We start from the raw sequence: 13209 nt of genomic DNA on the forward strand, positions 1-13209 counted from the left end.
CAGACACCCACGGGCAACAGCCGGCAATCAACCCGACAAGCAAAGTCCGGGCCATGCGCCCTGGAACTCCGGCGCGTCCGCAGGAATTCAAAACCGCAAACCTGGTTGTTCCACGGACCGCGGAAGTTCCTGCTCTTCTCACCGTTCTTCGCGGCTGTCAATCACGAAATCGTCACTCTCTTCACTCTCAACGGGTGTCAAATAACCCCATGCCCCTTCACGGTCAGACACCCACTCTTCTTCCACCAACCGCTCTTCTTCCGCGCTCAAGAGCTCTTCGACGACATAGCCCCGAGGCCATACTCGCTTGCTCAGTACATCCTCGGAAACATCGATCCGCACCTGACTTCTGACGAACGAAACGTCTCCGTTAAACCGCACCCCACCAAACCAGGCGCCCCCGTTGAACCGCGCCTCACCAAACCAGGCGTCCCCGTTGAACCGCGCCTCACCGAACCAGGTATTTCCACCAAACCGCGCCTTGTCAAACCGAGCATTGCCGCCAAACAGCGCCTCATTGAACAAAGCGTCTCCGCTGAACTGCGCCCCGTTGAAGAGGGCGGTGTCAACTTGGCAACTGCTGAAGTCGAAGTCCAGCAGAGTGGCACCGGTGAGATCGAGGTGAATGTCCTTCCAGTGCCGATCCTCCTGTCCCTTCTTGGGCCTGAGGTTGTTGGCCAAGATGCGCTGGGCGGTCAGCCGGACTTCGCGTTCCTGCTTGCGCCGCTCGTTCTCCTCCCGGTCTTCTTCAGCAGGATCGTCCACGGGCGGGGTGTAGGGCATCCGCAGGTACGCGCACAGCACGTTGGCGATGGTTTGCTGCTGCTCAGGCGTGTTCTGCCCCAACCGCTCCAAGGTGTACATACCGGCCAACCGCACCGGCGCCTCCGCCGAACCGAGCTGCTCAGCAGCTTGGTTGAAGGTCTCGTTGAAGAGCTGGGCATCTTCCCGCTCCTCAGCGGCCTCCCCGAGCCGCTGCTTGCGGTAGGACACGACTAGCGCCACCACACCGCCGATGCCGCCGACGACGGCGAGCACGATCTTGACGAAGTCGAAGCTGTCCTTGACCGTCCACTGCTCGCTCGTGGGCAGGCTCGGCCGGCCGAGCCCCAACCACAGCAGCAAGCCGAAGACGACGGCGAAGCCCCCTGCCGCGCTGAGCACCAGGAGGACGTTGAGCCCGAGCGGCATGCGCACAGGCGGCGGCGCACCAGTCGAACGGCGGAACAACCCCATGATCACTTCCTATGCCACCGCCATCACCGCGACAGCGGAATCCGGAGAGGTTCCGCCGCGCGGAGCACCGCCCTCGGCACCCTGCGGCTCCCACGCACCACCGCGAGTCCGCTTCGACGTGAAGGTCGGCTCGCAGCGCCCCCGTGCCCCCTTCGGAGGTCTTGCGTCCGCGTTAGTGGAGGTCTACCGTCTGCCGTGACCGTTTGACCAGATTTCAAATCTGGTCACAGAGTCAGGAGGTGTCCGTGCCGCAGCCCATCGACCGAGCCGACCGCATCCTCGACGCAGCCGGTGAGCTCATGCTCCGGTTGGGCTACCGCAAGGTGACGATCGAGGACATCGCCCGCCGGGCGGGCGTCGGCAAGGGCACCGTCTACCTGCACTGGCGCACCAAGGCCGAGCTGTTCGAAGCGCTCATGCTGCGCGCGTCGACGAGCATGCTCACCGAGGTGGCCGAGCGCCTGCGGCAGGACCCGCGCGAGATCCAGCCGCACCGCTACCTGCGCACCGCGTTCTTCATCATCCAGCGCAACCCGCTGCTGCGCGCGGCGGTCACCGCGGACGCGGAACTGCTCGGCAACCTCGCGCACTCGCCGGTGCGCGCCAAGGAGCAGGAGATCCACGAGCGGTACGTCGCGCTGATCACCGAGCACGGCCTGGTGCGCGACGACATCCCGCACCTGGAGTACGCGCTCAACGCGGCCAGCCTCGGCTTCTTCACCCTCGATTCCCTCGACGCCGGCACGCCGCAGCTGGACGACGAGTCGGTGGCGGACGTCCTGGCCTACACCATCCGGCACGCCTTCGAACCGGAGGGCGAGCCCGATCCGGAATCGCTGACCGCAGCGGCGAACGAGATCGCGGACCTGTTCGACGAGCTCAACGCGGTCTTCCGGGAGCGGATCTACTCCGCCCCGGAGAACGAGCGGGGCTGATCCCACCGCTCCACCACCACCACGAGGAAGGGACGGCACATGACAACCCTCGCCGACACCTGGGGAATCAACGAGGCTCAATTCTGGCTGCGCGGGATCCGCCCGGACGAACCCGTGCAGTACGACGAGAAGAGCGGGATCTGGAACGTCTACGGCTACCCCGAGATCGTCCAGGTCCTCAGCGACCACGCCACCTTCTCCTCCGCCACCCAGCGCCTGGTCCCGGACATGGCACCGCAGGTCCTCTCCGAGGGCAACCTGGTGCAGATGGACCCGCCGGAGCACAACAAGCTCCGCAAGCTGGTCAGCCACGCCTTCACGCCCAAGGTCGTCGCCGATCTCGAACCGCGCATCGCCGAGCTGACCCACGAACTGCTCGACGCGGTCACCGACCGGACCGAGCTGGTCGCGGACCTCGCCTACCCGCTGCCGGTCACCGTGATCGCCGAGCTGCTGGGCGTGCCGAGCAGCGACCGGGATTTGTTCAAGCAGTGGGTGGACGCGATGTTCGACACCTCCAGCGGCTTCTCGCTGAAGGAGCGCACGGAGGAGCAGGAGGACTACATCGCGCGGGCGATGGAGCAGGTCCAGCACCTGCGCGACTACCTGCTGGAACACGTCCAGGAGCGGCGGCAGCAGCCCCGGCAGGACCTGCTGACCAAGCTGGTCGAGGCCGAAGTGGACGGAGAGCGGCTCACCGACGACCAAGTGGTCAACTTCGCGATGGTGCTGCTCATCGCCGGGCACATCACCACCACGATGCTGCTGGGCAACACGGTGCTGTGCCTGGACGCGCACCCCGATCAGTTAGCGGCGGTGCGCGCGGACCGGTCCCTGGTTCCCCAGGCCATCGAGGAATCGCTGCGCTTCCTGAGCCCCTTCGCCACCGTGTCCCGGGCCACCTGGAAGGAGTCCGAAGTGGGCGGTCGCGTCATCCCCGCCGACCAGCTCCTGCTGGTGTGGGTGGCGGCGGGCAACCGCGATCCCCGGCAGTTCCAGAACCCGGACATCTTCGACATCACCCGCAAACCGAACCCGCACATCGCTTTCGGCCGGGGCATCCACTTCTGCCTCGGCGCCCCGCTGGCGCGACTGGAAGGCCGCGTGGCCCTGAACATCCTGCTGGACCGGTTCCCGAACCTGCGGACCGATCCGGGCGCGCCGCCGAAGTTCATGCCCACCCCGACCATGACCGGGGTGCGCGAACTCCCGCTGCTGCTCTGAAGCGGCCCACCGGGGCCAGCGGACCTCGGGTCTGCTGGCCCCGATCCGTGCGCACGGCCTCGCGTGTCCACCCGCGAACCGCGCGCGAGCAGCGAGCCGGCGGTGCCGCGTCCCGCGCTGAAACGGCCGGTGGCTCGACCACTCCCCCGTCCCCCCGAACCGCGGCGCAACCGCCCGCTCACACCGCGGGAACCGGGCGCGTGAAGGCTGGTTCTCACCGCGGTAACGCGACGTGACCTCAGGTGCAACACCTCGCCCCTACGTTCGGGTCAGCCGACGGAGGGAGCCGAGTTGATCGTGAGAGCACCGGCAGGCAGAACCCGCTGGATCGAGCACTGGGACCCCGAGGACGCGGCGTTCTGGGAGTCCACCGGCAAGCGGGTGGCACGGCGCAACCTCGTCGTTTCGATCCTCTCCGAGCACATCGGATTCTCGGTGTGGAGCATCTGGTCGGTCCTGGTGCTGTTCATGTCACCGGAGATCGGCCTGCCGTTCACCGCCGCCGAGAAGTTCCTGCTGGTGATCACGCCGAACCTGGTGGGCTCGGTGCTGCGGCTGCCGTACGCGGCAGCGGTGACCCGGTTCGGCGGCCGGAACTGGACGATCTTCAGCACCGCGGTGCTGCTGGTGCCCGCCGCGCTGGCCTGCTGGTTCGTGCAGCAGCCGGGCACCCCGCTGTGGGTGTTCGCGCTCATCGGCGCCACCGCGGGCGTCGGCGGCGGGAACTTCTCCTCGTCGATGACCAACATCACCACCTTCTTCCCGCAGCGCCACCAGGGTTGGGCGCTGGGGCTCAACGCCGGCGGCGGCAACCTCGGGGTGGCTGCGGTGCAGGTCGTCGGCCTGCTGGTGATCGCTTTCGCGGGCGGCACCCACCCGGCCCTGGTGGCCGGGTTCTACCTGCCGCTGATCGTGCTGGCCGCGCTGTGCGCGGCGCTGTTCATGGACAACGTGGCGGCGGTGCGCACCCGGCCCGGGGCGCTGCGCGAGGCCGCCGCGAACAAGCACACCTGGTGGCTGTCGGCCCTCTACGTGGGCACCTTCGGGTCGTTCATCGGCTACAGCTTCGCCTTCGGCCTGGTGCTGCAGACCGAGTTCGGTTTCACCCCGCTGCAGGCGGCCTCCTGGACCTTCCTCGGCCCGCTGCTGGGTTCGCTCGCCCGCCCGCTGGGCGGCTGGTTGGCCGACCGGTGGGGCGGTGGCCGGGTGACGCTGTGGACGTTCGCGGGCATGGCGGTCGGGACCGCGGCGCTGCTGCTGGCCTCGTCGCAGGGGTCCTTCGCGGGCTATGTCGCGGTGTTCATCGCGCTGTTCGTGCTGACCGGTGTCGGCAACGGCTCGACCTACAAGATGATCCCGGCGGTCTTCACCCGGGAGGCCGAGCGCGAGGTGGCCGCCGGCGTCGAGGCGACTGCGGTGTTCGCCTGGGCCCGCCGGATGTCGGGCGCGGTGATCGGCATCGCGGGCGCGGTCGGTGCGCTCGGCGGGGTGGGGATCAACGTGGCCTTCCGCGCCTCCTACAGCGGTGAGGCGGCCAGCGGTGACGCGGCGCTGGTGGTGTTCCTCTGCTACTACCTGCTCTGCGCGATCGCCACCTGGGCGATCTACCTGCGGGGCAGGCCCGCCGCGGCCCCGGCCGAGCCGGAGGTCGTCAATGCCTGAGCTGCGGACCGTCACCACCCACTGCCCTTATTGCGCTCTGCAGTGCGGCACCCGGTTGACCCGCGAGCGGCGCGGGACCTCGGTGCGGCCCACGGATTTCCCGGTCAACCGGGGCGGGTTGTGCCAGAAGGGCTGGACCGCACCGACCCTGCTGGACGTGCCGGACCGGTTGCGGCACCCGCTGGTGCGCCGGGGCGGGGAGCTCGTGCCGGTCGATTGGGACACCGCGCTGCGCACCGTGGCCGACGGGCTCCAGCGCATCATCGACGAGCACGGGCCGGACGCGGTCGGCGTGTTCGGCGGCGGCGGGTTGACCAACGAGAAGGCCTACCTGCTGGGCAAGTTCGCCCGGGTCGCGTTGGGCACCAGCCAGATCGACTACAACGGCCGGTTCTGCATGTCCTCGGCCGCGGCCGCCGGCACCGCCGCTTTCGGCCTGGACCGGGGGTTGCCGTTCCCGGTCACGGATCTCGACGGCGCCGACGCGGTGCTGCTGGCCGGGGCCAACCCGGCGGAGACCATGCCGCCGCTGATGCAGCACCTGCAGGGCGCGCAGTTGGTCGTGGTCGATCCGCGCCGCAGCGCCACCGCCGAGCGCGCCGCGCTGCACCTGCAGCCCGCGCCCGGCACCGATCTGGCGCTGGCGCTGGGGTTGCTGCACATCGCGGTGGTGGAGGGCTGGACCGACGGCGACTACATCGCCGCCCGCACCACGGGTTTCGAGGCGGCTTGGCAGCGGGCGGCGACCTGGTGGCCGGAGCGGGTCGAGCGCGTCACCGGGGTGCCGGTGGCGGCGCAGCGCCGGGCGGTGCGGATGCTCGCCGAGGCCGGCAGCGCGTACGTGCTCACCGGGCGCGGCGCCGAGCAGCACAGCAAGGGCACCGACACCGTCGCGGGTTTCATCAACCTGGCGCTCGCCCTGGGCTTGCCGGGCCGGTTGGGGCGCGGCTACGGCTGCTTGACCGGGCAGGGCAACGGCCAGGGCGGGCGCGAGCACGGCCAGAAGGCGGACCAGCTGCCCGGGTACCGGTCCATCACGGACCCGGCGGCGCGGGAGCACGTGGCCCGGGTGTGGGGTGTTGCGCCCGAATCGCTGCCCGGCCCGGGCCGCAGCGCGTACGAGTTGCTGGACGCGCTGGGCACCCCGAACGGTCCGCGCGCGCTGCTCGTTTTCGGCTCCAACCCGGTGGTTTCCGCACCCAACGCCGCGCACACCACCGAACGGTTGTCCAGTTTGGACTTGCTGGTGGTGGCTGATTTCGTGCCGTCGGAGACCGCGCAGCTGGCGGACGTGGTGCTGCCGGTCACGCAGTGGGCCGAAGAAGAAGGCACCATGACCAACCTCGAAGGCCGGGTGCTGCGGCGGCGCCGGCTGCGGGTGCCGCCCGGGCACGCGCGCAGCGACCTGGAGGTGCTGCACGACCTGGCGGTGCGGTTGGGCGAACCCGGCCACCGCTACCCCACCGGGCCGCGGGAGGTGTTCGACGAGCTGCGCCGGGCTTCGGCCGGCGGCAGGGCGGACTACGCCGGGATCAGCTACGAGCGGCTCGACGCCGGCGAGGCCCTGCACTGGCCTTGCCCGGACACCGCGCACCCCGGCACCCCGCGGCTGTTCCTGGACTCCTTCGCGCACCCCGACGGGCGCGCCCGGTTCGCCCCGGTGGAGCACCGCGAGCCGGCCGAAACCCCGCGGGCGGCGTTCCCGCTGACCGCCACCACCGGCCGCGTGCTGGCGCAGTACCAGTCGGGGGCGCAAACCCGGCGGGTCGAGGAGCTCAACGAGGCCGCACCCGAGGTGTTCGTCGAGGTCCACCCGGACACCGCGGAACGCGCGGGACTCGCCGACGGTGCGCTGGCCCGGGTGACCTCGCCGCGCGGGAGCGCGCTGGCGCGGGTGCGGGTGGTGGCCACCATGCGCACCGACACGGTGTTCCTGCCGTTCCACTTCCCCGGTGAAGGCCGGGCGAACCTGCTCACCGGTGGCGCGCTCGACCCGCGCAGCCGGATGCCCGAGTTCAAGGTCAGCGCGGTGCGGATCGAACCCGCCCAGGAGGAGGTGGCCCGGTGAAGCGCGTCGTCATCGTCGGCAACGGTCCCGCGGCCCACCGGCTGGTCGAGCGGCTGCGGGCGCGCGGCCACACCGGACCCGTCGTGGTGCTGGGCGACGAGCCGCACCCCGCCTACAACCGGGTGCTGCTGGGGTCGGTGCTGTCGCGGTCGCTGCCCGCCGAGGCGCTGCGACTGCCCGATGTGGACGCCGAGGTGCGGCTGGGGGTCGCCGCCACCGGGATCGACCGGGACCGGCGGGTGGTGCGCACCAGCACCGGCGAGGAGGTCGGCTACGACGTCCTGGTGCTGGCCACCGGGGCCCGCGCGCGGCTGCCCGAGATCACCGGCCTGCCGGCGGACCGCCTCCGACCGCTGCGCACGGTGGCCGACTGCGAGCACATCGCCCGGGTTCCCGGCCCGGTGGTGGTGCTGGGCGGCGGGGTGCTCGGCGTGGAGGCGGCGCTGGCGCTGCGGTCGCGCGGCCGCCAGGTGGCGGTGGTGCACCCGCGGCCGCACCCGATGGACCGCCAGCTGGACGCCACCGGCGGGCGGCTGCTGGCCGAACGGCTCACCGAGCTCGGTGTCGCGCTGCACCAGGGGCGCAAGGCGGTCGCCTACCGGTCGGGGGCGCTGGTGCTGGACGACGGCGCGGAGGTGCCGGCGCAGCTGGTGGTCGCCTGCACCGGTGTGGTGCCGGAAACCGCGCTCGCCGAGCGGGCCGGGCTGCGGGTGCGGCGGGGGATCGTGGTCGACGACCGGCTGCGCACCGGCGATCCGCGCATCCACGCGATCGGCGACTGCGCCGAGCACCACGGCCGCACCCCGGGGCTCATCGGGCCCGCCTGGGAGCAGGCCGACGCCCTCGCCGGGCTGCTCTGCGGCGCCGACACCCGGTACCCCGGGGCCCGGGCCGTCACCCGGCTCAAGGCGCGCGACATCGAACTGGTGTCGATCGGCGCACCGGACGAGCTGGACAGCGCCGACGCCGAGGTCGTCACGCTGTCCGACCCGGCGCGGGGCCGCTACGCGAAGGTCGCGCTGCGGGACGAGCGGATCACCAGCGCGGTGCTGTTCGGGCTCCCGGAAGCCACCGCCTCGGTCACCCAGCTCTACGACGGCGACCGGCCGCTGCCCGGCGACCGGCTCGCGCTGCTGCTGGGCACCCCGGCGGCCGTGCCCGGGGCGCCGGTGGAGCTGCCCGAGGACGCGGTGATCTGCCGCTGCAACAACGTCACGAAGAAGTCCCTGCGCACCGCGTGGGAGAGCGGTGCGCGCTCGGTCCGCGAACTGGCCCTGGCGACGCGGGCGACCACCGGCTGCGGTGGCTGCTCCGACGACGTCGCCCGCCTCTGCGCGGCCCTGGCCGAGCGAACCGCACACGAGGAGGAGGGCGCGGCATGACTCGCACGCTCATCGTCATCGGCCACGGGATGGTCGGGCACCGGTTGGTCGAGGTGCTCCGGCAGCGCGACACGAGCGACGCGTGGCGCATCGTCGTGTTCGGCGAAGAACCCCGCCCCGCCTACGACCGGGTGGCGCTCTCGTCCTATCTGGACGGCAAGAGCGCCGAGGACCTGAGCTTGACAAGTCAGGACCTCCAGGACGATCCGATGGTCGAGCTGCGGTTGGGCACCGCGGTGACCGGCATCGACCGCACCAACCGCATCGTGTCCGCAGCGGACGGGACCGCGGTGGGCTACGACGCGCTGGTGCTCGCCACCGGGTCGCGGCCGTTCGTGCCGCCGGTGCCGGGCCGCGACCTCGACGGCTGCTTCGTCTACCGCACCATCGAGGACCTCGACGCCATCCGCGCCGCCGCCACCGAAGGCGCACCGGGCGTGGTCATCGGCGGCGGGCTGCTCGGCCTGGAAGCGGCCGGGGCGCTGCGGCGGCTGGGGATGCGCACCCACGTCGTGGAGATGGCACCGCGGCTGATGCCGCTGCAGGTCGACGAGGGCGGCGGCCAGGTGCTCAACCGGCTGGTCACCGACCTCGGGTTGACCGTGCACTGCGGCGCGGCGATCGAATCCATCGACGGCGACGACCGGGTCCGCTCGATCGCGCTGGCCGACGGCACCGTCCTCGACACCGAGCTGGTGGTGTTCTCCGCGGGCGTGCGGCCGCGCGACGAGCTCGCCGAGATCGCCGGGCTGGAACGCGGCGAACGCGGCGGGTTCCTGGTCGACGAGTTCTGCCGCACCAGCGACGAACGCATCTGGGCCGTCGGCGAGTGCGCCGCGGTGAACGGGCGCTGCTACGGGCTGGTCGCCCCCGGCTACAGCATGGCCGAAGGGGTCGCCGACCAGCTGCTGGAGCTGGGCGACGGAGCGTTCCCCGGCGCCGACCTGTCCACCAAGCTGAAGCTGATCGGCGTCGACGTGGCCAGCTTCGGCGACGCGCACGGGCGGACCCCGGGCGCGCTGGAGGTCGTCTACGCCAACAACGCGGCCGGCACCTACGCCAAGCTCGTGCTCAGCGACGACGCGCGGGTGCTGCTCGGCGGGGTCCTCGTCGGCGACGCCAGCGCCTACTCGACGCTGCGGCCGCTGGTGGGCCGCGAACTGCCCGCGCCTCCCGAGCAGCTGCTGCTGCCCGCGGGGTCCGGTGTGGACACGGGGGCGCTGCCCGACGACGCCACGGTGTGCTCCTGCAACAACGTGACCAAACAGGACATCACCACCGCGATCACCGAGCAGCAGCTCACCGACGTGCCGGGGATCAAGGCCTGCACGCGGGCCGGCACCAGCTGCGGCTCGTGCGTGCCGATGCTGAAAACCCTGCTCGGCGAGTGCGGGGTGACCACCTCGAAGGCGCTGTGCGAGCACTTCCCGCACTCGCGCAGCGAGCTCTTCGAGATCGTGCGGGCCACCGGGATCAGCTCGTTCTCCGAACTGATCGGCAAGCACGGCACCGGGCGCGGCTGCGACATCTGCAAACCCGCCGTCGCCTCCATCCTCGCCAGCCTCGGCAACGGGCACGTCCTCGACGGCGAGCAGGCGGGGCTGCAGGACACCAACGACCGGTTCCTGGCCAACATGCAGCGCAACGGCACCTACTCGGTGGTGCCCCGGGTGCCCGGCGGCGAGATCACCCCGGACAAGCTGATCGTGCTCGGCGAGGTCGCCAAGGAGTTCGGCCTCTACACCAAGATCACCGGTGGGCAGCGCATCGACCTGTTCGGCGCGCGGGTGGAGCAGCTGCCGCGCATCTGGCGGCGCCTGGTGGACGCCGGGTTCGAATCCGGACACGCCTACGGCAAAGCGGTGCGCACCGTGAAGTCCTGCGTCGGCAACGACTGGTGCCGCTACGGCGTGCAGGACTCGGTCAGCATGGCCATCCGCCTGGAACTCCGCTACCGGGGCCTGCGGGCCCCGCACAAGATCAAAGCCGGGGTGTCCGGGTGCGCCCGCGAGTGCGCCGAGGCGCGCGGCAAGGACTTCGGCGTGATCGCCACCGAGAAGGGCTGGAACCTCTACGTCGGCGGCAACGGCGGGTTCAACCCGCGGCACGCCGAACTGCTGGCGTCCGATTTGGACGACGAGCGGCTCATCCAGCTCATCGACCGGTTCCTGATGTTCTACGTGCGCACCGCGGACCGGCTGCAGCGCACCTCCGCGTGGCTGGAGTCGCTGGACGGCGGCCTCGACCACCTGCGCGAGGTCATCGTCGAGGACTCCCTCGGCATCGCCGCGGAGCTGGAAGAAGCCATGCAGCGCCACGTCGACAGCTACACCGACGAGTGGGCCGCGGTTCTGGACGACCCGGACAAGCTGGCCCGCTTCGTGTCCTTCGTCAACGCCCCCGAGGCACCGGACCCGACCATCCGCTTCGTCGAGGAGCGCGGCCAGATCCGGCCCGAACCGGTGGTGCTGCCGATGCCCACCTTCGCGACCCAGGAGGTGTCCTCATGAGCTGGGAACCGATCTGCGAGTTCGACGCGCTGCCGCCCGAGTACGGGGTGCCCGCGCTGGTCAAGGACCAGCCGGTGGCGGTGTTCCGCACCCACGACGACCAGCTGCACGCGGTGGGCAACATCGACCCGTTCTGCGGGGCGAGCGTGATCAGCCGCGGCATCGTCGGCGACCGCGGCGGCGAACCCACGGTCGCTTCGCCGATGCTCAAGCAGGTCTTCTCGCTGCGCACCGGGCAGTGCCTGGACGACCCGTCGGTGCGGCTGCCGGTCTACCCGATCCGCCGCCGCGAGGACGGCGTGGTGGAGGTCGCCCTCCCGTGACCGACGCACTCGCTGGGTACACCGTCGCGGTCACCGCGGCCCGGCGGGCCGACGAGCTCGGGTCCCTGCTGGCCAACCGCGGCGCGCGGGTCGTGCACGGCCCGGCGCTGCGGATCCTGCCGCTGGCCGACGACGCCGAACTGCACCGCGTCAGCCTCCGCTTCCTGGAGGAGCCCCCGGACGTGGTGGTGGCCACCACCGGTATCGGTTTCCGCGGTTGGATCGACGCCGCCGACGGGTGGGGCATCAGCGCGGAACTGCTGGACGCGCTGCGCCCGGCCCGGCTGCTCGCGCGCGGGCCGAAAGCGCGCGGGGCGGTGCGCGCCGCCGGGCTGCCCGACCCGTGGTCGCCCGGGTCGGAGTCCTCCGCGGAACTGCTGGAGCACCTGCTCGAGCAGGACCTCACCGGGGTGCGGGTGGCGGTGCAGCTGCACGGCCGGCCGCTGCCGGACTTCGTCGACGCGCTGCGCTGCGCCGGTGCCGAGGTCGTCGAGGTGCCGGTCTACCGGTGGACCGCACCCGCCGACGCCAGCGCCCTGGAGGACCTGGTGCGGTCGGTGTGCGCGCGGGAGGTCGACGCGGTGACCTTCACCAGCGCGCCCGCAGCCGTCGGGTTGTTGTCCCTGGCTGACGAGCTGCGGTGCCGGGAGGAGCTGTTGGCGGCGCTGCGCGGCCCGGTGCTGGCCGCCTGCGTCGGTCCGGTGGCGCACGCGCCGCTGGCCGACCACGGGGTGCCCGCGGTGGTTCCCCGGCGGTTCCGGCTCGGCGCGCTGGTGCACACGTTGTGCGACGAGCTGCCCCGCCGCGCCCCGACGCTGCCGGTGGCGGGTCGGGAGCTGCAGGTGCGGGGGCACGCGGCCGTGGTGGACGGGGAGCTCAAACCGCTTTCCCCGCAGGCCCGGACGCTGCTGGGTGTGCTGGCCGAACGGCCGGGGCGGGTGGTGCCGCGGCGGGAGCTGGGCCGGGCGCTGCGCCGCGCCGGGGGCTCGGGGGACGAGCACGCCGTGGAGCAGGCGGTGGCGCGGCTGCGGGCGGCGTTGGGGGCTCCCGAGCTGGTGCAGACGGTGATCAAGCGCGGCTACCGGCTCCCGCTGGAACCGGTCCGGGACGCTCCCAGGTGCGTGCGGTCATGAGCCCGTCGCTGCTGCTGGTCGCGCACGGCACCCGCGACCCGGGCGGTCCCCGGGTGATCGATCGGCTGGCCGCCGCGGCGGCCGCGCGGCTCGAGGTGCCGGTGCGCGTGGCCTATGTGGACGTCATCGGCCCGACCGTGGTGGAGGCGCTGCGCGGGCTGGACGGCCCGGTGGTCGCCCTGCCCGCGTTCTTGGCCGCCGGGTACCACGTGCGCACTGATCTCCCGGAGCAAGTCGCCGCCAGTGGGCGGCGGGACGTCGTCGTCGGCCGGTCGCTCGGGCCGGCGCCGGAGCTGGCCGCGGTGATGCTGAAGCGGTTGCGCGCCGCCGGGTGGCGGCCCGGGGCGAGGGTGGTGTTCGCCGCCGCCGGTTCTTCGGACGAGCGCGCGCTGGCCGATGTGCGCATCGCGGCGCGGCTGCTGGGCCGACACTGCGGGCAGCGGCTGGTCCCGAGCTACGTCAGCACCGCGAGCCCGAACACCGCCGAGGTCTGCCGCCCCGGCGATGTCATCGCGCCCTACCTGCTGGCCCCGGGGCTGTTCCACCGGCGCCTGGCGGAACTACCGGCGGCCGGGGTCGCCGCCCCCATCGGCGACCACCCAGCTGTCGTGGACGTGCTCGCCCGCCGCTACCGGGAAGCCCGCGACGAGGCGATCGAGCACGGAAGTCGTGCGGTTTCGCTGGCACCGGTCGGGCATTCACGCCGAGGCGGGGTCCGATAGCGCGCTGCCAGCGA

At 71.9% G+C, this 13209-nt stretch carries 10 protein-coding genes; 9 read left to right on the forward strand and 1 reads right to left on the reverse strand.

All coding sequences use genetic code 11. The features are described 5' to 3' along the window. Positions 1 to 138 precede the first annotated feature (138 nt). Positions 139 to 1236, reverse strand: coding sequence for a pentapeptide repeat-containing protein (locus SREC43747_RS20200; RefSeq protein WP_152528342.1), 1098 nt, complete (start codon positions 1234 to 1236; stop codon positions 139 to 141). A 245-nt stretch (positions 1237 to 1481) separates the two neighbouring features. Here SREC43747_RS20200 and SREC43747_RS0106955 point away from each other — a divergent pair, with 245 nt between their 5' ends. From SREC43747_RS0106955 to SREC43747_RS0106995, 9 genes are all read left to right on the forward strand, one after another. Next, the gene (locus SREC43747_RS0106955; RefSeq protein ID WP_051387797.1) at positions 1482 to 2171 is read left to right on the forward strand and encodes a TetR/AcrR family transcriptional regulator; all 690 of its coding nucleotides are present in this window, start codon (positions 1482 to 1484) and stop codon (positions 2169 to 2171) included. Between the two features lie 39 nt (positions 2172 to 2210). After that, positions 2211 to 3395 (forward strand): cytochrome P450, encoded by a 1185-nt coding sequence (locus SREC43747_RS0106960; protein WP_029720432.1) that lies wholly within the window; start codon positions 2211 to 2213, stop codon positions 3393 to 3395. 291 nt (positions 3396 to 3686) lie between these two features. Next, positions 3687 to 5057, forward strand: coding sequence for a nitrate/nitrite transporter (locus SREC43747_RS0106965; RefSeq protein WP_081722453.1), 1371 nt, complete (start codon positions 3687 to 3689; stop codon positions 5055 to 5057). Then, positions 5050 to 7125 carry a molybdopterin oxidoreductase family protein gene (locus SREC43747_RS0106970; RefSeq protein ID WP_029720435.1) on the forward strand — a complete coding sequence of 692 codons (2076 nt, stop codon included), beginning with the start codon at positions 5050 to 5052 and terminating at the stop codon, positions 7123 to 7125. The genes SREC43747_RS0106965 and SREC43747_RS0106970 overlap by 8 nt, the downstream gene beginning before the upstream one ends. Continuing rightward, the gene (locus SREC43747_RS0106975) at positions 7122 to 8507 is read left to right on the forward strand and encodes an FAD-dependent oxidoreductase (RefSeq protein ID WP_029720436.1); all 1386 of its coding nucleotides are present in this window, start codon (positions 7122 to 7124) and stop codon (positions 8505 to 8507) included. Before SREC43747_RS0106970 ends, SREC43747_RS0106975 begins: the two co-directional genes overlap by 4 nt. Continuing rightward, positions 8504 to 11017: a nitrite reductase large subunit NirB gene (gene nirB / locus SREC43747_RS0106980; protein ID WP_029720437.1), complete on the forward strand. Its 2514-nt coding sequence runs from the start codon at positions 8504 to 8506 to the stop codon at positions 11015 to 11017. Before SREC43747_RS0106975 ends, nirB begins: the two co-directional genes overlap by 4 nt. After that, positions 11014 to 11340, forward strand: a complete 327-nt coding sequence (gene nirD, locus SREC43747_RS0106985) for a nitrite reductase small subunit NirD (protein WP_029720438.1) — start codon at positions 11014 to 11016, stop codon at positions 11338 to 11340. Before nirB ends, nirD begins: the two co-directional genes overlap by 4 nt. Further along, on the forward strand, positions 11337 to 12473 hold the full coding sequence (locus SREC43747_RS0106990; RefSeq protein WP_029720439.1) for a uroporphyrinogen-III synthase: 1137 nt from the start codon (positions 11337 to 11339) through the stop codon (positions 12471 to 12473). The genes nirD and SREC43747_RS0106990 overlap by 4 nt, the downstream gene beginning before the upstream one ends. Further along, complete coding sequence (locus tag SREC43747_RS0106995) at positions 12470 to 13195, forward strand: sirohydrochlorin chelatase (RefSeq protein WP_037331514.1); 726 nt, start codon at positions 12470 to 12472, stop codon at positions 13193 to 13195. The genes SREC43747_RS0106990 and SREC43747_RS0106995 overlap by 4 nt, the downstream gene beginning before the upstream one ends. Positions 13196 to 13209 lie beyond the last annotated feature (14 nt).

Source organism: Saccharopolyspora rectivirgula DSM 43747 (assembly GCF_000497205.1).
GTDB lineage: Bacteria > Actinomycetota > Actinomycetes > Mycobacteriales > Pseudonocardiaceae > Saccharopolyspora > Saccharopolyspora rectivirgula.